Origin of the sequence: Pseudomonas sp. UBT (genome assembly GCF_050915955.1) — a bacterium.
GTDB lineage: Bacteria > Pseudomonadota > Gammaproteobacteria > Pseudomonadales > Pseudomonadaceae > Aquipseudomonas > Aquipseudomonas antarctica_A.
The window spans coordinates 3,029,436-3,048,323 of the sequence record NZ_CP168079.1 but is presented as its reverse complement, the minus strand read 5'-3'; the positions used below and the strand labels follow the sequence as shown (position 1 = coordinate 3,048,323).

The window sequence follows — 18,888 nt, the reverse complement described above, 5'->3', positions numbered from 1 at the left end:
AGTGACCCGCCGTAAGGGCGGAACCCTAAGCCGCCGTTACCGCAGCAACGGATATGTACTCAACCAACCCGATCAGCCCGACTGCTTCTCAACCCATTTCCCATAAGCATCAATAAACGCCTGCAAGAATGGCTTGGTCTTCTCCGACACCTTACCCGCCTCATCAAACACACTGCCCGCCCCACCCAGGTACGCTTCCGGCTGCTGCATGCACGGCACATCGAGGAACACCAGGGACTGGCGCAGATGATGGTTGGCACCAAAGCCTCCAATCGCCCCCGGCGACACACTGATGATCGCCCCAGGCTTGCCGCTGTAGACGCTTTGCCCGTACGGTCGCGAACCAACGTCGATGGCATTCTTCAACGGCGCAGGCACGGAACGGTTGTATTCCGGGGTCACGAACAGCACCGCGTCGGATGAACGTACCTGCTGACGGAAAGTACTGTAGGCTGCGGGCGGTGATGCCCCGTCGATGTCCTCGTTGTAGAGCGGCAAATCGCCAATTTCAACAATGTTCAATTTGAGATTGGCAGGGGCCAGTTCGACCAAAGCCAGAGCGACCTTGCGGTTGATCGACTCTTTTCTCAAGCTGCCGACCAGGACGGCAATCGTGTAGACCTTGCTCATTGGGGTTTTCCCGACGTCTGACTAAAGGAGCTTGTAGTTATAGAGTCTTCGCGACGGGTTCACCAGAAGGTTTTGATAATCCCCAAGACGTTTGACTCGCCGTAGCTCGCGTAGGAAGCGTCTGAAAACATCAACGAATAGTATTTTTTTTCCATAGGTAAACTACCCCGCTCCATGACGGTCTACAGAACCGCAAATCGAGTGTTTATCTCCAGAGGTTCTAAACAGATGGCTGCAGTACTTGTCGGACAGTTCCATGCCAGAGACGCGGAAGGACGCGTGTATTCGGTGCATGAGTTCCAGGAATCCAACCCGGCGCAAAGCGACCCGGCTGGCTCGGCGCCCACCACTACCTACAAGCTGGCCATTGGCGATCGTGTAGAGAAACTGGACGGCGAAGAATTCAGATTGATCCAGTCGGGGACCGTTATCACCCGCGAATCGCCAACGGTTCTCGCCTCATAAGATCCCGCCTTATCGACCTGCTCAGTCCTGGCCATTGATGGCGTTGACTGGGCTGGGTGATCACGGCCGACGTATTTCCGTCACCTCGACGCCCTGCTCACCGTCCATTTGCCTGAGCGTCACCATCAATTGCCCCCGCTCCCCTTCGACGGCATACAGCGATCGCTTGTAGCCCGACGTGCCGTAACCGGGATAGGCAACCACCTGCCTGACCAACGCAATTTCCAGCACCGCGCCCACCTGCTCGCCCACCTGTTCCTGGGAACGGATAAACGCCTCAAGGGCGAGATTTTCCGGCGTGTGTTCATCGTGATTATTGAAGAGATAAGCAGCCACGCCCCCAACGGTCACCAGGACCAGAAGTTGCTTGGCCGTTACCCCGAGGAATATCGAGGGTTTAGGCATGTGAGACCGGACCTGTTTTTGTTTTAAGTGCCGAGTAACCGGCATTGGTCGTTGATGATCAGATGCGCCATTCTAATCAGGTCGATGGGTAATGCCAGATGAATCAGTTGTCGCCGTAGGTAATATCCTTGTTCTCCCCGACACCGCCCAGCGTGCGGTCCTTGCCAAACGAGAACAGGTCGAACGGCGTTTTGGATTGAGTGGGCGGATAGTGGTACTGATAGGCAATGCCCCAAGGGTCGGCCAGCAGGTCTTCGCTCACATAAGGCCCCTTCCATTTCGCCTCGCCGTCGGGTGCTGTGGTCAGTGCCTCCAGGCCTTCTTCATCAGTGGGGTAACGGCCAATGTCTTGATGGAACTGCTCGAGCGCCTTCCCCAGTTCGGCCACCTGGGCTTTCGCCGTGGCAATTTCCGTTATGGTTACCTCACCGAGTAAACGTGGCCCCACCGCAAAGGCCAGCAAGCCAATGATGATCAACACCACCAGCACCGCCCAACGCGTAAAGCCACGCTGGCCGGGGATCTTTCCGATTGTGGTACGTCCTGGCATTGTGAGGCTCCCCATTGTTCCTCGGCTGATACGTTCTTATATGACCTGATCGTTGCAGTTGTATACACGCTAACGGTAGCCGACACCCGGCCATGCTCGTGCTCTTTTTTCCCCAGCCATTGAAACCCCACCGCACTGAACATAGACTCCGGCGATGCGTTTACGTCATATCGAAGTGATTCAGGCCATCTTGCAGACCGGACACCTCGGCACGGCCGCCGAATGGTTGCAACTCCCCGTGGGCGATGTGGAGGCAACGCTCAAGGATGCCGAACTCCAATTGGGTTTCATGCTGTTTGCCAGTGTGCGCGGGCGTTTGCAAGCGACGCGAGAGACCTTGGAGCTGCAGGCACAAATCGCCCATCTCTATGAAGCACTGGAACCGGTACAACGCCTGGCCAGCCGCTTGAAACACCATCACGCGCCGACCCTGCGTGCCCTGTGCACCCAGCCCCTGGCCAATCAACTGTTACCGCAAAGCATCGCCGTACTGCGCCGGCGCTTCCAGGACACGCCGTGCAACCTGTCGAGCCAGCCAACCCGGGAGATTGTCAGGAGCCTGCTGCTGCACGAAGCCGATGTGGGCCTGAGCCTGCAGGACCCGCAACACCCGCAAATCCACAGCACCGTACTGGCCCAAGGCAAGCTGCAATTGCTCGCGCCCCATGGCTGGCTGAAACCCAAGCAAAAGTACATTGCGCTGCAGGACCTGGCCGGGCAGTCGTTGATCGGGCTTGAAGGGCATGACCCGCTCAGCCGTCAGTTGGACGCCAAACTGCAAGCCCTGCGCCCGCTGCCAGTGGTGCAAACGCGTGTGCAGACCTACCAGATGATGCGCAGCATGGTGGAAGCCGGCGAAGGCCTGGCGATTGTCGATCCGTTCACCGCCTTTGGCGCTCCAGAGGCTGGGCTGGATGCGTGCCCGGTGTCGCCGCCGATCATGGTTAATCTGTACGCGCTGACCCTCAAAGAGGGCGTGACGTCACCCGCGCTGAATGCGTTGCTGGAAATTGTCACGCAAAAGGCAGAAAGCCTGTTGGCAAGCTAAGCCTGTTCGAGTTCCGTCTTGAACAACCGGTACCAGAAAATCGCCACTTCGCGGGTTTGCGGATCAATCCCGCGATAACGCAGTTGATCAATCCCGCCCATCACATACCCGCAACGCTCATACAGGCGGCAGGCGCCGAGGTTGTTGTTCTGGGTTTCGAGCATCATGCCCGGCAGGTTTTTCTTGCGCGCCCAGAACTGCGCCACATCCAGCAGCGCCTTGGCCACACCATGCCGCCGCGCAGGCAAGGCCACCGCCAGTTCGTCAACGTGGGCAAAACCGTTCCAGTTGGTGCTGACCACGACATGCCCTACCGCACGGTCATCCAGGTAAGCCATAAAAATCGCGCTGTCGGGTGCGTCGCGAAAACTGGCGAACTCTTCCGGGTCGATGCCATAACACTTGCGGTACGGCAGGATGCGCTCCACGGCCCATTGGTCGACACGCCTGCCCATTTCCGGCACACCATAGCCGCTGACCTCAAAGCTGAAATCATTGCCCCACACGTAGGCATCAAAACCTTCGTCGGCGACCCGAACACTGAGCCCTGGATACTTCGGGTTCATTACAGCTTGCATAAACATTCTTAACCCTTGATGCAATCGACGGTGTAACAACGGCCATTGCCGTCATCTTCGTGTTGCAACCCATGAACATCCGCGACAAAACCGGGGAAACTGCTATCGAATGTGCGGGCAAACACCAGGTAGTCGATGATCGACCGCGTCGCCTCGGTAAAGCGCTCGCCCGGCATGATCAACGGAATGCCCGGCGGATAAGGCACCAGCATCACGGCTGCGATGCGCCCTGACAAGGCATCAATGGAAACAGCTTCGACTTCACCCCGCACCAACTGATCGTAGGCGTCGGCGGGTTTCATCGCAATTTCCGGTAATACCGTGTACATGCGCTTGAGGTGCCTGGCCGTGGCATTGCTGCGGTAACAACTGTGCAATTGATCGCACAGGTCGCGCAAGCCCAGGCCTTGATAACGCGCCGGCCCCTGCTTAAACACCGATGGCAAACAACTGGCCAAGCTGACGTTAGCGTCGTAGTTGCGCTTGAACTCCAGCAACTCGGTGAGCAAGGTACTCCATTTGCCTTTGGTGATCCCCATGGAAAACAACACGAGGAAAGAATATAGCCCGGTCTTCTCCACCACCAACCCACGCTCCCAGAGGAATTTGCTGACGACCGCCGCAGGAATTCCGCGTTCGCTCAAGGCACCTCCGGCGTTCAGGCCGGGCATCACCAGCGTCACTTTGATCGGGTCCAGCAACACGTAGTCTTCGGCCACATCCCCAAAGCCATGCCAGTCATCCTGAGGGTGCAACAGCCAATCCGCGGTGGCCACCCGGTCGATACCGGCCACCGAAGGCGGTTGCCAGATCGAAAACCACCAGTCCTCGGCGGCGATATGCTGGCGCAGGTTGGCCAGTGCGCGCCGGAAGCTCAGGGCCTCGTCGAACATCTCCTGCAACAGCGAACGCCCGGCCGGGCCTTCCATCATCGCCGACGCCACGTCCAGCGAGGCGATGATGCTGTATTGCGGCGAGGTGGAGATGTGCATCATGAACGCTTCATTGAAACGGTCGCGGTCGAGTTGGCGCGCGCCGCCGTCCTGCACATGGATCATTGAAGCCTGGCTGAAGGCCGCCAGCAGTTTGTGCGTCGAGTGCGTGGTAAATACCAGGGGGCTGTCCGGGGTGCGCGAGGTGCCCATGCCATAACGACCGGCGAAAAACTCGTGGAAGGCCGCGTAGGCGTACCAGGCCTCGTCAAAGTGCAAGACCTCGACACTGTTGCCCAATTGCTGCTTGATCAGCTCGGCGTTGTAGCACAGGCCGTCATAGGTAGAGTTGGTGACCACCGCCATCTTTACTTTCGGCGGCCGGCCACGGGTCAAAGGGCTGGCTTCGATTTTGGCCTGGATCGACTCGGGGCTGAATTCGCTCAGGGGGATCGGGCCGATGATCCCCAGTTCGTTGCGCTCCGGGCACAGGTACAACGGGATCGCGCCGGTCATGATGATCGAATGCAACACCGACTTGTGGCAGTTGCGATCCACCAGCACCAGGTCGTCGCGACCGACCATGGAATGCCAGACGATCTTGTTGGCCGTCGAGGTTCCGTTGATCACAAAGAACGTGTGATCGGCGCCGAAGTTACGCGCGGCGCGGGCTTCGGCTTCCGCCAGCGGGCCTGTGTGATCGAGCAGTGAGCCCAATTCGGGCACGGACACGGACAGGTCCGACCGCAGGGTATTTTCCCCAAAGAACTGATGAAACGCCTGCCCGACGGGGCTTTTGCGGTAAGCCACACCGCCGCCATGGCCGGGTGTGTGCCAGGAGTAATTGGAATCGGCGGTGTGCTGCACCAATGCTTTGAAGAACGGCGGTAACAAGCCATCCAGGTAAGTGCGTGCGGCGCGCGCGACTTGCCGGGCAAGAAACGGCACGGTGTCTTCGAACAAATAAAGAATCCCGCGCAACTGGTTAAGCTCGCTCATGGCATCGGCCGGCGCATTCTCCAGGGTGACCTGCTCGCCCAGAGCAAAGATCGGCAGGTTGGGCGCCCTCACCCGTGCCAGGCGAATTAACTCGACCATGTTTTGCAGCAAGTGGGTATTTTCCCCGGCCCCTTCGGCGGCGATCAACATGCATGCCAGGCCGTGATGGGTAGAAGCCACCAGCCGGCCTTCGGCGTAGTCGACGGCAGAGAAGATGCTGAAGCCCTCTTGTTCCAGCTCGCGGGCGATGCCTCGAACCCGATCACCGGCAACGGTGTCGGCCTTGATGTCGCGGTGTACGATAAGAACAGGGAACTTCAGGTCTTTGTACATGAGCGCTTGTAGTCCTGAGGGCTATGCATTCAGGGTAGAAGCTGGGAGCGGATGACGCGAATGAAGATTTTTCCGGCAATGGAGAACAACTGTGGAAGCGGGCTTGCTCGCGAACCCGGTGTATCAGCCAGCACATTCATCAACTGACCTACCACTATCGCAGGCAAGCCAGCTCCCACATTTTTCAACCGCGTTGAATCAGGCTATTGCTGGGTCAGTTGCGTCCACAACGCCGGCGCACCGGCCGACTTGGCAATCGCCTCCAACCGCGCCGCATGCTCAGCCAGATCCTGCTCGCTGGCACGGATGATGGGGGTCGGCTTGCGATCCGCCGGCAAACGGCGAATTTCCGAAGGACGATTGCCCGAGCCCTCCGCCGAACCCGTGCCATCGGAGGCATTACCGGCCAGGGACAGGCTGGTTTGCCCGCCGGTCATGGTCAGGTAAACGTCGGCGAGAATCTCGGAGTCGAGCAAGGCGCCGTGGAGTTCACGGCCGGAGTTGTCGACGCCATAGCGCTTGCACAAGGCATCCAGGCTGTTGCGCTGGCCTGGGTGACGCTCACGGGCCATCATCAAGGTGTCGAGGATCGAGCAGTGCTGGGAGATATCCGCACGATCGCTCTGCCCCATCAGGGCAAATTCGTTATTGATGAAACCGACGTCGAACGCTGCGTTATGGATGATCAGCTGGGCGCCGTTGATAAATTCGAAAAACTCGTCGGCCACTTCAGCGAAGCGCGGCTTGCCTTTGAGGAATTCGTCGGTGATGCCGTGGACGCCGATCGCGCCCTCGTCACTGTCCCGGTCCGGCTGCAGGTAGACGTGAAAGTGACGGCCGGTAAGGCGCCGCCCCATCAGCTCGACACAACCGATTTCGATGATCCGGTGGCCATCGGTCACCGGCATGCCGGTGGTTTCGGTATCGAGTACAACAGATCGGATGGCCATCAGGGTTCAGCTCTCAACGGTGGTGTATTTCAAGGGGCGGGATATTAGCACGTCACGCATTACGCAGCCCAAGACTGGCCCAAGGCGCTTGATCCACTATAGTTTTTAACACTCTTTAGCAAAGCTGCAGCAGTTTGCCCTGGGCGCCCTTGCTAGCCTGCGCACCCCACTCGAATGCGGACTGCGCTGAGCCATGAACCTGTCAAAAACCCTGTGTGCCCTGCTGCTAGCAGGCAGCACCTGCACGGCGCACGCCACCAGTTTCGTGATGACGACCGACTTCCTGGTCAGCCTGTCCATGAGTGCCACCAAGGGCACCAGTTCTTCCTTCAAGGATGACAAGATTGTTCAGGCTGCCAGGGAGGACGCCGAATCGTTTGTGGCCAGCGATGGCCAGATCCGTGGCGTGCGCCTGGAGTCGGCGCTGATGCATATCCGAGAGCGTTTGCCGGAGCAAACCTTCAGCGACATGCAGCTGGCACAGGCCATCGCCGTACTTTAAACCTCAGCTCTGCTTGTAACCCCGTACTTCATCCACGCCACGGTTGGCCAGTTGGTCGGCGCGTTCGTTGCCAGGATGGCCGATGTGCCCGCGCACCCATTTCCAGGTGATGTTGTGGCGGTTGCATTGCTCATCGAGCAGCTGCCACAGGTCGGCATTCTTCACCGGTTCCTTGGCCGCCGTTTTCCAGCCGCGCTTTTTCCAGTTGACCATCCACTCGTTGATGCCCTTCATCACGTATTGCGAGTCGGTCACCAGCAGCACGTCACACCGGCGCTTGAGCTCTTCCAGGCCACGAATGGCACCCATCAGCTCCATGCGGTTGTTGGTGGTGTTGGCTTCGCCGCCCCACAGTTCCTTCTCCACGCCCTTGCACACCAGCAACGCGCCCCAACCGCCGGGGCCGGGGTTGCCCTTGCAGGCGCCATCGGTGAAGAGTTCTACGGTATCGGTCATCGGTTGCATCCATCAAAACGGGCTGGCGGTAATCGACCGACAGTATCCCGAGGCCGAAAGATTCGGCCGGTAATCAAAAAGGGAGTTTACGGTTCGCTCTGCTTGCGATTGACCTTGGCCATCGGCATCGGCACCAGCTTGCCCATGGGCTGGCGTAGCACCTGACGCACCGGCCGCAGCCCGACCACAATCTTGCGCGCCACCAATAAATAGAAGCCGCCGCCCGACAGCTGCCACGCACCCGCCCGGCGTTCCCAGCCGGCCAGACGGCCTTGCCACTTGGCTGACGCAAGCGGCGGACGATAGCACCCGAAGCGGCGTTTCTCCAGCGCAAACCCCAGCAGGTTCAGCCAGTCGCCTACCCGTGACGGCGCGATGCAGCGCGCCTGGCGCAGGCCGTCATGGGCGAACACATGGCGCAGGCCCCAGCTGCTCCAGGGGTTGATGCCGATAATCAGCAAATGGCCACCCGGGCGCACACTGCTCGCGGCTTCGCGCAGCAAACCGTGGGGCGACAGGCAAAAATCCAGGCCATGCTGCAACACCACCACATCGGCGGCATGCTCGCTCAACGGCCAGGCCTGTTCCTCGCAGACAATCTCCACCCCCGGCAACGGCGCGCCCAGGCGCACATTGCGTTGCACCTGCGGCGCGGCAGGCGGCGTCTGGGCCGACGGGCCGTAATGCACCAGGTAACCACCAAAGAACCGACCCAACTCGTCTTCGAGCATGCGCCGTTCTTCATCCAGCAGAAATTGCCCGATCGGCCCGGACAGCCATTCACGGGCCGCCCTGATCAGGGCCAGCCATTCAGGATCGGCCTGGGCGAACGCTTTATCAGTCATTGCATTCTCCAACTCGCCTAGACGTTCTAAGATGCACCAATGTGTTCAGCTTGGCGAATCGAAGAATGATACAGATCAGTGCACTCCCCGCGTTCACCGACAACTACATCTGGTTGTTACAAGACCCGCACACCCTACGCTGCGCCGTGGTCGACCCCGGCGATGCCGCGCCGGTGCTGGCCTGGCTCAAGCAGAACCCGCAGTGGACCCTCAGCGACATCCTGATCACCCACCATCACCACGATCATGTCGGCGGCGTCGAGCAACTGAAAAATGTGACCGGCGCCAAGGTCTACGGCCCCGCGAGCGAAAATATCCCGGCGCGGGACGTGGCCTTGACGGATAACGACCGCGTCACGGCGCTGGGCTGGGATTTCGATATTTATAGCGTGCCGGGGCACACCCTGGGCCATATCGCCTTTTACCATCAGGGCGTGCTGTTTTGTGGCGACACCCTGTTTGCCGCCGGTTGCGGCCGCCTGTTCGAAGGCACGCCGGAACAAATGCACACCTCACTGCAACGCCTGGCCGCTCTCCCCGACGACACCCTGGTGTACTGCACCCACGAGTACACACAAAGCAACCTCAAATTTGCCCAGGCCGTGGAACCGAACAATCCCGATATCGCCGAACGCGTGGAAACCGTCAAGCAGTTGCGGACCCGTGGCGAGATGACGCTGCCGTCCAATCTGGCCCTGGAAAAACGTACTAACCCTTTTCTACGTACCGCCGAAACATCCGTTAAACAAAAAGCGGACGAACGGAACGGTCGTGACAACCGCTCTGGGGCCGAGGTGTTTGCTAGCTTGAGGGCATGGAAAGATAAGTTCTAACAGGATGCAATCTGATACGGAATTTCTGAATGGTTGACCGGAACCAAAGCGCTTTCTAGAATCGCCCGACATTTTTGCCCGGAACTTACTTCCAGCCAATGTCGTCATCTATTCGTAAATCCATCTCTTCAGACGCATTGACCCGCCTGGCTCAAGCCGTGGCGGTGGCTGTGTCCGCGACTCTGGCGGGCTGCCAATCGACAAATTTCGCTGCACAATCCACCGTGCAACCCAAACCCAATCTTGCCGCCAAGATCAAGCAAAAACCTATTTGGCTCTCAGAGAAGCCCAGCCCCGAAGTACCCCAGGATGTCTGGGAACGCATGCGACGGGGCTTTCAATTGCAGGACGGCCTGGGCGTCAACCCGCGCATCGAGCAACAGCGTTTGTGGTTCGCCAGTAACCCTTCCTTCCTGGAGAACGCCGGAGAACGCGGCAGCCTCTACATTCATTACATCGTCGAACGGCTTGAAGAACGCAACATGCCCCTGGAGCTGGCCCTGCTGCCAGTGATTGAAAGTGCCTACAACCCAATGGCCTATTCGCGCAGCGATGCGGTCGGTCTGTGGCAGTTCATTCCCTCCACCGGGCGCTACTTCAACCTGCGCCAGACCCGTGCCTACGACGGCCGCCGCGATATCACTGCCTCCACCACCGCCGCCCTGGACTATCTGACACGTCTGCATGACATGTTCAACGGCGACTGGTTGCTGGCCCTGGCGGCGTACAACGCCGGTGAAGGCACGGTCAGCCGGGCCATCGAGCGCAACGAAAAACTCGGCCTGCCTACCGACTACTGGAACCTGCCCCTGCCCCAGGAAACCAAGGACTACGTGCCCAAGTTCCTGGCGCTGTCCCAGGTGGTACTGGCCCCCGAGGCCTACGGCGTCAACCTGAATCCGATTGCCAACACGCCCTACTTCGAAGTGGTTGAAGTCAAGCAAAGCATGGACCTGTCCCGGGTCGCCGCGCTGGCTGAGATCGACGAAGACGAACTGTTCCAGCTCAACCCGGCCTTGAAACAACGCACCACCCTCGACGGCCCCCAGCATTTGCTCGTACCGAGCTCCAAGGCGCAACTGCTTACCAGCACCCTTTCGACGATGAAGCCGGAAGAATTGCTGGCGATGCGCCCGAAAAAGCAGGTGTTCGACGAAGTTGAGACCACGCGGGTTGCCGGGCGCACTCGCAACTACAAAGTGCGCACGGGCGACAACCTCACGCTGATCGCCAAGGCGAACAAGGTCGATGTGCATGACCTGCAGCGCTGGAACAAGCTCAATGGGCAAGCCCTCAAGGTCGGCCAGACCCTGGTGATGCAGGACACGCGCAAGCTGGTGGCCAAGGCTGACAGCAAGAAGCCAGTGCAATACAAGGTCAAGAAAGGCGACTCGCTGTACATCGTCGCCAAGCGCTTCAACGTTGAGATGCAACATCTCAAGCGCTGGAACCCGCGTACTGGCCAGGCGCTGAAGCCGGGGCAGATGCTGGTGGTTTCCGGGCCGCGCTAAGGCAAACTCAATGCATGGGCAGGTTTGTGTGGGAGCTGGCTTGCCTGCGATGCAAACACCTCGGTGTATCAGTGACACCGAGCCGATGCTATCGCAGGCAAGCCAGCTCCCACATTTGATTGACCCCAGGCTCAAGACCTTGCCAGCCCTCGGTCAGCCTCTGAAACAACCTTTTTCCAACCGGAACAAGCTGTTACTGTACCGATCATAAAGCCCAAGCCGCCTGGATCGGATCTCTGACTTGAAGCGTCCCCTCCTTCTACTAATAAGTCTGGCCTTGAGCTTTGCTGCGAACGCGACGATTACCGAGAGCCACGGTTATACGCAGTTCGGCGTGCTCAAGTACCCGGCCAAATTCACCCACTTCGATTGGGTAAACCCTGCAGCGCCAAAAGGCGGGACATTGCGGGTCATGGCATTTGGCACGTTCGACACCCTCAACCCTTACACCTTCAAGGGCTCAAGCCCGGTTTCCACCCCCAACTTCCTGCAATACGGCGTCAATGAGCTGAACGAGCCGCTGATGGTCGGCACCGGCCAGTACGCGCCGTCCGGCGACGAACCGACCTCCAGCTACGGGCTGATTGCCCAGTCGGTGGAATACAGCGAAGACCGCAGTTGGGTGGTGTTCAACCTGCGCCCGGAAGCGCGCTTCCACGATGGCAAACCCATCACCGCCTATGACGTGGCATTTTCCTATCGCACGCTATTGACCGAAGGCCACCCGCAGTACCGCACCAACCTTCAAGAGGTGGCGCGGGTCGACATCCTCAACCGTCATCGCATCCGTTTCGTGTTCAAGCGCGCCGGCAACCCATTGCTGATCCTGCGCCTGGGCGAGTTGCCAGTATTGCCCCAGCATTACTGGAAGAACCGCGATTTCAAGGCCACCACGTTCGAACCACCGCTGGGCAGCGGGCCGTATCGCATCACCAAAGTCACCCCAGGCCGGCAACTGGTGTTCGAGCGGGTCAAGGATTACTGGGGCAAAGACCTGCCGGTCAACCAGGGCTTCTACAATTACGACAAGGTCGAAGTCGAGTTCTACCGCGACAGCGACGTGGCCTTTGAAGCCTTCAAGGCCGGCGAGTTCGACATCTACATCGAACACCAGGCCAAGAACTGGGCCACAGGCTATAACTTCCCGGCGGTCAACCGAGGCGATGTGATCAAGGCGCAAATTGCCCACCAGATCCCGACCCAGAGCCAGGGTCTGTTCATGAACACCCGACGCCCGACCTTCGCCCAGGCCAAGGTGCGCGAGGCGCTGGGGCTGATGTTCGACTTTGAGTGGACCAACCGTACCCTGTTCAGCAGCGCCTACAAACGCTCCGTGAGCTACTACCCCAACAGCGAATTTTCCGCGACCGGCGTGCCGGTGGGTCACGAGTGGCTGATGCTTTCGCCGTACCGTGACCAGTTGCCGGCCAACCTGTTTACACAAGCCTTCAGTCTGCCGCAGACCGACGGTCGTGGCATCCCGCGCGACACCCTGCGCCGCGCCCTGGCCCTGCTCGGCGAGGCCGGCTGGAAACTGTCGGGCCAGCGCCTGCTGGACAGCAAAGGGCAGCCGCTGCGTTTGGAAATCCTGCTGGTGAACCCGAACCTGGAACGCATCCTGCAGCCGTATGTCGAGAACCTGATCAGCATCGGCATCGACGCACGCTTGCGTACCATGGACCGGGCGCAATACAAGCAGCGCCTCGATCAGTTCGACTTCGACATGGTCCTGGTCACTCTCAACCAGACCTTGAGCCCCGGCCTTGAACAGTGGCAGTACTTCCACTCCAGCCAGGCGGCGATCAAGGGCAGCAAGAACTACGCAGGCATCGCCAACCCGGTGGTGGACCACCTGCTGGACCAACTGCTGGCGGCGCAGACCCGCGAAGAACAATTGGCCGCCGGCCGCGCCTTGGACCGGGTGCTGCTGTGGCAGCACTACAGTATCCCCAACTGGTACCTCAACTATCATCGCCTGGCGTACCGCAACCGGTTCGCCTTTGTCACCACGCCGCCCTACAGCCTGGGCCTGAGCGCATGGTGGCTGAAAGCTTCGGAGAAAGCCCAATGATGTCTTTGCGCAACGCATTGCTCACCAGTCTGCTGCTGTGCTCCGCGGCCAACGCCGCGCCGCAACATGCGTTGACCCTTTACAACGAACCCCCCAAGTACCCCGCCGACTTTAAACATTTCGACTACGTAAACCCCGACGCCCCCAAGGGCGGTACCTTCCGCGAGTCGGCCATGGGCGGCTTCGACAGCCTTAACCCCTACATCAGCAAGGGCGTGCCGGCGGACAACCTGCCGCTGATCTACGACACCCTGGCCATGCAAAGCCTGGACGAGCCCATCACTGAATACGGGCTGGTGGCCGGCAAGATCGAAAAGGCACCGGACAACAGTTGGGTACGCTTCTACCTGCGCCCCGAAGCGCGCTTTAACGATGGTCACCCGATCCGCGCCGAAGACGTGGTGTTCACCTTCCAGGCGCTGATCAAAGACGGCTCGCCGCTCTACCGCACCTATTACGCCGACGTCGACGAAGTGGTGGCCGAAGACCCGCTGCGCGTGCTGTTCAAGTTCAAGCGCACCAATAACCGCGAATTGCCGCTGATCCTTGGGCAACTGCCGGTATTACCCAAACATTGGTGGGCGACCCGCGACTTTGCCAAGGGCAACCTGGAAATACCGCTCGGCAGCGGGCCGTACAAAGTCGCCGAGGTCAAGCCCGGGCGCATGGTGCGCTACGAGCGCGTCAAGGACTACTGGGCCAAGGACTTGCCGATGACCCAGGGTTTCTACAACTTCGACACCCGTATCACTGACTATTACCGTGACGGCACCGTAGCCCTGGAAGCCTTGAAGGCCGGGCAGTTCGACTACTGGCTGGAATTCAGCGCGAAGAACTGGGCTAATGCCTACAACATTCCGGCCGTGGCTCAGGGGCGACTGATCAAGGAAGAAATCCCCAACGGTAACCCCACCGGCATGCAGGGTTTTGTGTTCAACACGCGCAAACCGATGTTCCAGGATGTGCGGGTACGCAAAGCCATCAGCCTGTTGCTGGATTTCGAGTGGAGCAATAAACAGCTGTTCAACGGCGCCTACACCCGCACCCGCAGCTACTTCGAGAACTCGGAAATGGCCGCTACCGGCTTGCCCGGCCCGGATGAAACGGCAATCCTGGCACCGTTCCGCGACAAGCTCCCCGCTGAAGTCTTTACCCAGGCCTTTGAGCCTGCCAAAACCGACGGCAGCGGCATGATCCGCAACCAGCAGCGCGAGGCCTACCAGTTGTTGCAAGAGGCCGGCTGGAAGATCGTCGACGACAAGATGGTCGACACCACCGGCAAACCCGTGAACATCGAGTTCCTGCTGGCCCAGACCGACTTCGAACGGGTACTGCTGCCGTTCAAGCGCAACCTGGCCGACCTTGGCATCAACCTGGTGATTCGCCGCGTCGACGTTTCGCAGTACATCAACCGCCTGCGTTCGCGGGACTTCGACATGCTGGTAGGCAGCTTCCCGCAATCGACATCACCGGGTAACGAACAGCGCGAATTCTGGTCGTCGTCCAGCGCCGACAAGCCCGGCAGTCGCAACTACATGGGCCTCAAGGACCCGGTCATCGACCAACTGGTGGAAGCGTTGATCGACGCCAGCTCACGCCAAAGCCTGGTGGACCACGCCAAAGCGCTGGACCGCGCGTTGCAGTTCGGCTACTACGTGATTCCCAACTGGCACATCAAGACCTACCGCGTCGCGTACTGGGACCACCTCGGCCACCCCAAGACCCCGCCACGCTACGACGTGGGCACGGCCACCTGGTGGGCCAAACCCGAGGTCAAACCGGCCGTCACCCTGGACACCCCACACAGCGCCGATCCGGCGAGCGGAGGCGATTAAATGCTGGCCTATATTGTTCGCCGCCTGTTGCTGATCATCCCCACGCTGTTCGGGATTTTGCTGATCAACTTCATCATCATCCAGGCCGCTCCCGGTGGCCCGGTGGAGCAGATGATCGCCAAGCTCGAAGGCTTTGACGGCGCCACCAGCCGCATTGCCGGGGGCGGTGCCGAGGTCTCGGTGGCCGGCTCCAGCTACCGCGGCGCCCAGGGCCTGGACCCGGCGCTGATCAAGGAAATCGAGAAGATGTACGGCTTCGACAAGTCGGCGCCGGAACGCCTGTGGATCATGGTCAAGAATTATGCACGGCTGGATTTCGGCGACAGCTTCTTTCGCGATGCCAAGGTCATCGACCTGATCAAGGAAAAGATGCCGGTGTCCATCTCCCTCGGGTTGTGGAGCACGCTGATCATGTACCTGGTGTCGATCCCCCTGGGGATCGCCAAAGCCACACGACACGGCAGCCACTTCGACGTGTGGACCAGCTCGGCGATCATCGTCGGCTACGCGATCCCGGCATTCCTGTTTGCGATCCTGCTGATCGTGGTGTTTGCCGGCGGCAGTTACCTCGACTGGTTCCCCTTGCGCGGGCTCACCTCGAATAATTTTGACGAGCTGAGCTGGGGCGGCAAGATCCTCGATTACTTCTGGCACCTGGCCTTGCCCGTCACCGCACTGGTGATCGGCAACTTCGCGACGATGACGCTGCTGACCAAAAACAGCTTCCTCGACGAAATCAACAAACAGTATGTGGTCACCGCCAAAGCCAAGGGCCTGACCAACCACCGTGTGCTGTACGGCCATGTGTTTCGCAACGCCATGCTGCTGGTCATCGCCGGTTTCCCTTCGGCGTTTATCGGGATTTTCTTCACTGGCTCGTTGCTGGTGGAAGTGATCTTCTCTCTCGACGGCCTGGGCCTGATGAGTTTTGAAGCCGCGATCAACCGTGACTACCCGGTGGTGTTCGGCACGCTGTTTATCTTCACCCTGCTGGGGCTGGTGGTGAAACTGATCGGTGACCTCACCTACACCTTGGTCGATCCGCGTATCGACTTTGCCAGCCGGGAGCATTGAGATGAATCTATCCCCCCTCAATCGCCGCCGATTCGAGCGTTTCAAAGCCAATAAACGTGGCTGGTGGTCGCTGTGGCTGTTCCTGGTCCTGTTCGTGCTGAGCCTGGGCGCAGAGTTGATCGCCAACGACAAGCCGTTGGCCGTGCACTTCGACGGTGACTGGTACTTCCCGGCGCTCAAACGCTACCCGGAGACCACCTTCGGCGGCGAGTTCCCGTTGGAGGCCAACTACAAGAGCCCGTATATCCAGGAACTGCTCAAGGCCAAGGACGCATGGACGCTGTGGGCGCCGATCCCGTTCAGCTACCAGAGCATCAACTACGACCTGAAGGTGCCGGCCCCCGCGCCGCCCTCCTCGGTCAACCTGCTGGGCACCGACGACCAGGGCCGTGATGTGCTGGCGCGGGTGATCTATGGGTTTCGCGTGTCAGTGCTGTTTGCCCTCACGCTGACGGTGCTCAGCTCGATCATCGGCGTGGTCGCCGGGGCCTTGCAGGGTTTCTATGGCGGCTGGGTCGACCTGGCCGGGCAGCGCTTCCTGGAGATCTGGTCGGGTTTGCCGGTGCTGTACCTGCTGATCATTCTCGCCAGCTTTGTGCAGCCCAATTTCTGGTGGCTGCTGGGGATCATGCTGCTGTTTTCCTGGATGAGCCTGGTGGACGTGGTGCGCGCCGAGTTCCTGCGCGGGCGCAACCTTGAATACGTGCGCGCAGCGCGCGCGCTGGGCATGCAGAACGGCGCAATCATGTTCCGGCATATCCTGCCCAATGCGATGGTCTCGACCATGACCTTTATGCCGTTCATCCTCACTGGCGCCATTGGCACCCTCACCGCCCTGGACTTTCTCGGCTTCGGCCTGCCGGCCGGCTCACCGTCGTTGGGTGAACTGGTGGCCCAGGGTAAATCCAACCTGCAAGCGCCGTGGCTGGGCATGAGTGCCTTTGCCGTGCTGGCGATCATGCTGAGTTTGCTGGTGTTTATCGGCGAGTCCGCGCGCGATGCCTTCGACCCGAGGAAATGAGATGAATCAGGACAATCTGATCGAAGTCCGCGACCTCTGCGTCGAGTTCGTCACCGGCGACCATCACCACCGCGTGGTCAACAACGTCAGCTTCGATATCAAGCGCGGCGAAACCCTGGCCCTGGTCGGCGAAAGCGGCTCGGGCAAGTCGGTGACCGCCCATTCGATCCTGCGCCTGCTGCCTTACCCGCTGGCACGGCACCCGGCCGGCACCATCAACTATTCCGGGCAAGACCTGCTGACGCTCAAAGAAAAAACCATCCGGCATATTCGCGGTAACCGCATTGCGATGATTTTCCAGGAGCCGATGACCTCGTTGAACCCGCTGCACTGCATCGAGAAGCAGATCAACGAAGTGCTCGGCCTGCACAAGGGGCTCACGGGCAAGGTCGCGACCCAACGCACCCTGGAATTGCTGGAGCTGGTGGGCATTCCCGAACCGCACAAACGCCTCAAGGCCCTGCCCCACGAACTGTCCGGCGGCCAGCGCCAGCGGGTGATGATCGCCATGGCATTGGCCAACGAGCCCGAGTTGCTGATCGCCGACGAGCCGACCACGGCCCTCGACGTGACGGTGCAGCTGAAGATTCTCGAACTGCTCAAAGAGTTGCAGGCACGGCTGGGCATGGCGTTGCTGCTGATCAGCCACGACCTGAACCTGGTGCGACGCATCGCCCACCGTGTATGCGTGATGCAACAGGGCTGCATCGTTGAACAGGCGGAGTGCGAGACGCTGTTCCAGTCGCCGCAGCATCCTTATACCCAGGAGCTGTTGGCGGCGGAGCCCAGCGGCGGGCCGGCCACCAATGAGGTGGGGCCGCCGTTGCTGGAAGTCGATGACCTGAAGGTGTGGTTTCCGATCAAGAAAGGCTTTTTGCGAAACACTGTCGATTACGTCAAGGCAGTGGACGGCATCAACTTCAGCCTGGCCCAGGGCCAGACCCTGGGCATAGTCGGCGAAAGCGGCTCGGGTAAATCCACCCTGGGCCTGGCGATTTTGCGCTTGATCGCAAGCACAGGCGGGATTCGCTTTGAGGGCCAGCAACTGGACCGGCTTACCCAGCAACAGGTGCGCCCGTTGCGTCGGGAAATGCAGGTGGTGTTTCAGGACCCGTTCGGCAGCTTAAGCCCGCGCATGAGCGTCAGCGAGATTGTTGGCGAAGGTTTGCGCATTCACAAGATGGGTACGCCGGTGGAGCAGGAAGCGGCGATTATTGCGGCGCTCAAGGAGGTCGGCCTGGACCCGGACGCGCGGCATCGCTACCCGCACGAGTTCTCCGGCGGCCAACGGCAACGCATCGCCATCGCCCGCGCGTTGGTCCTCAAGCCACGCCTGATTTTGCTGGATGAACCGACGTCAGCACTGGATCGCACGGTGCAGCGCCAGGTGGTGGAGTTGCTGCGCAGTTTGCAGGCCAAGTACAACCTGACGTATCTGTTTATCAGCCATGACTTGGCGGTGGTGAAGGCCCTGAGTCACCAACTGATGGTGGTCAAGCATGGACAGGTGGTGGAACAGGGAGAGGCATCGGCGATTTTTGCTGACCCCCAGCATGCTTACACACGGCAGTTGTTGGAGGCGGCGTTTTTGGTGCCCGCCGGTGTTGGCGGGTGACCTTGGGCCTATCCATTATTTGGGTGATGGCTGATAGGGGTTCCGCCCTTACGGCGCGGGCCGCCTAAAACTAAAATCAAAAACAAATCAAAAGCCGAGCACGACGGCCTCACGGCCGCCCTGGCTACTGAAGCAGATCTCGGTCAAATTGTGGGAGCGGCGGTGCGACGATTCGACTTGCTCGCGAAAGCGGTGGGTCAGTTACAAATAAGCTGACTGACCCACCGCATTCGCG

Annotated in this window: 18 protein-coding genes; 10 read left to right on the top strand and 8 right to left on the bottom strand. The window is 59.9% G+C overall.

Going from position 1 to position 18,888, the window contains the following annotated elements:
- Positions 1-72 precede the first annotated feature (72 nt).
- Positions 73-630, bottom strand: a complete 558-nt coding sequence (locus ACDZ94_RS13900; RefSeq protein ID WP_221294501.1) for an NADPH-dependent FMN reductase — start codon at positions 628-630, stop codon at positions 73-75.
- Between the two features lie 228 nt (positions 631-858).
- On the opposite strand from ACDZ94_RS13900, the gene ACDZ94_RS13895 reads away from it, so the two are divergent.
- Positions 859-1,095, top strand: coding sequence for a hypothetical protein (locus ACDZ94_RS13895; RefSeq protein WP_064451994.1), 237 nt, complete (start codon positions 859-861; stop codon positions 1,093-1,095).
- Between the two features lie 60 nt (positions 1,096-1,155).
- Here the strand turns inward: ACDZ94_RS13895 and ACDZ94_RS13890 are convergent, their stop codons facing one another.
- On the bottom strand, positions 1,156-1,500 hold the full coding sequence (locus ACDZ94_RS13890; RefSeq protein WP_064451993.1) for a hypothetical protein: 345 nt from the start codon (positions 1,498-1,500) through the stop codon (positions 1,156-1,158).
- A gap of 103 nt (positions 1,501-1,603) precedes the next feature.
- A complete protein-coding gene (gene gspG / locus ACDZ94_RS13885) occupies positions 1,604-2,050 on the bottom strand; it encodes a type II secretion system major pseudopilin GspG (protein WP_064451992.1) in 447 nt (148 codons plus the stop codon).
- Between the two features lie 154 nt (positions 2,051-2,204).
- Here gspG and ACDZ94_RS13880 point away from each other — a divergent pair, with 154 nt between their 5' ends.
- Positions 2,205-3,098 carry a LysR substrate-binding domain-containing protein gene (locus ACDZ94_RS13880; protein ID WP_064451991.1) on the top strand — a complete coding sequence of 298 codons (894 nt, stop codon included), beginning with the start codon at positions 2,205-2,207 and terminating at the stop codon, positions 3,096-3,098.
- Here the strand turns inward: ACDZ94_RS13880 and ACDZ94_RS13875 are convergent.
- The 3 genes from ACDZ94_RS13875 to dnaQ all read right to left on the bottom strand — a co-directional run bounded on the left by ACDZ94_RS13875 (position 3,095) and on the right by dnaQ (position 6,884).
- Positions 3,095-3,676 carry a GNAT family N-acetyltransferase gene (locus ACDZ94_RS13875; RefSeq protein ID WP_064454914.1) on the bottom strand — a complete coding sequence of 194 codons (582 nt, stop codon included), beginning with the start codon at positions 3,674-3,676 and terminating at the stop codon, positions 3,095-3,097. The genes ACDZ94_RS13880 and ACDZ94_RS13875 overlap by 4 nt on opposite strands.
- 8 nt (positions 3,677-3,684) lie before the next feature.
- On the bottom strand, positions 3,685-5,940 hold the full coding sequence (locus tag ACDZ94_RS13870; RefSeq protein WP_432750303.1) for an Orn/Lys/Arg decarboxylase N-terminal domain-containing protein: 2,256 nt from the start codon (positions 5,938-5,940) through the stop codon (positions 3,685-3,687).
- Positions 5,941-6,143: 203 nt separating this feature from the next.
- On the bottom strand, positions 6,144-6,884 hold the full coding sequence (gene dnaQ / locus ACDZ94_RS13865) for a DNA polymerase III subunit epsilon (protein ID WP_167353727.1): 741 nt from the start codon (positions 6,882-6,884) through the stop codon (positions 6,144-6,146).
- Between the two features lie 199 nt (positions 6,885-7,083).
- Between dnaQ and ACDZ94_RS13860 the strand changes: the two genes are divergently transcribed.
- Positions 7,084-7,392, top strand: a complete 309-nt coding sequence (locus tag ACDZ94_RS13860) for a DUF2388 domain-containing protein (RefSeq protein ID WP_064451988.1) — start codon at positions 7,084-7,086, stop codon at positions 7,390-7,392.
- 3 nt (positions 7,393-7,395) lie between these two features.
- On the opposite strand, the gene rnhA is transcribed toward ACDZ94_RS13860, so the two are convergent.
- Together rnhA and ACDZ94_RS13850 are read right to left on the bottom strand one after the other, a co-directional pair.
- Positions 7,396-7,848, bottom strand: a complete 453-nt coding sequence (rnhA, locus tag ACDZ94_RS13855) for a ribonuclease HI (RefSeq protein ID WP_003207474.1) — start codon at positions 7,846-7,848, stop codon at positions 7,396-7,398.
- An 86-nt stretch (positions 7,849-7,934) separates the two neighbouring features.
- Complete coding sequence (locus ACDZ94_RS13850; protein ID WP_432750302.1) at positions 7,935-8,693, bottom strand: class I SAM-dependent methyltransferase; 759 nt, start codon at positions 8,691-8,693, stop codon at positions 7,935-7,937.
- Between the two features lie 65 nt (positions 8,694-8,758).
- Between ACDZ94_RS13850 and gloB the strand changes: the two genes are divergently transcribed.
- The 7 genes from gloB (at position 8,759) to ACDZ94_RS13815 (ending at position 18,653) form a co-directional block, all read left to right on the top strand.
- Positions 8,759-9,526 (top strand): hydroxyacylglutathione hydrolase, encoded by a 768-nt coding sequence (gene gloB / locus ACDZ94_RS13845; RefSeq protein WP_064451986.1) that lies wholly within the window; start codon positions 8,759-8,761, stop codon positions 9,524-9,526.
- A gap of 98 nt (positions 9,527-9,624) precedes the next feature.
- Positions 9,625-11,037 carry a transglycosylase SLT domain-containing protein gene (locus ACDZ94_RS13840; RefSeq protein ID WP_064451985.1) on the top strand — a complete coding sequence of 471 codons (1,413 nt, stop codon included), beginning with the start codon at positions 9,625-9,627 and terminating at the stop codon, positions 11,035-11,037.
- A gap of 241 nt (positions 11,038-11,278) precedes the next feature.
- Positions 11,279-13,108 (top strand): extracellular solute-binding protein, encoded by a 1,830-nt coding sequence (locus ACDZ94_RS13835; RefSeq protein ID WP_432750301.1) that lies wholly within the window; start codon positions 11,279-11,281, stop codon positions 13,106-13,108.
- Complete coding sequence (locus ACDZ94_RS13830) at positions 13,105-14,943, top strand: extracellular solute-binding protein (protein WP_064451983.1); 1,839 nt, start codon at positions 13,105-13,107, stop codon at positions 14,941-14,943. The genes ACDZ94_RS13835 and ACDZ94_RS13830 overlap by 4 nt, the downstream gene beginning before the upstream one ends.
- Complete coding sequence (locus ACDZ94_RS13825) at positions 14,944-16,017, top strand: microcin C ABC transporter permease YejB (protein ID WP_064451982.1); 1,074 nt, start codon at positions 14,944-14,946, stop codon at positions 16,015-16,017.
- A gap of 1 nt (position 16,018) precedes the next feature.
- Positions 16,019-17,038 carry an ABC transporter permease gene (locus ACDZ94_RS13820; RefSeq protein WP_064451981.1) on the top strand — a complete coding sequence of 340 codons (1,020 nt, stop codon included), beginning with the start codon at positions 16,019-16,021 and terminating at the stop codon, positions 17,036-17,038.
- Between the two features lies 1 nt (position 17,039).
- A complete protein-coding gene (locus ACDZ94_RS13815; RefSeq protein ID WP_262667624.1) occupies positions 17,040-18,653 on the top strand; it encodes an ABC transporter ATP-binding protein in 1,614 nt (537 codons plus the stop codon).
- Positions 18,654-18,888: the final 235 nt, after the last annotated feature.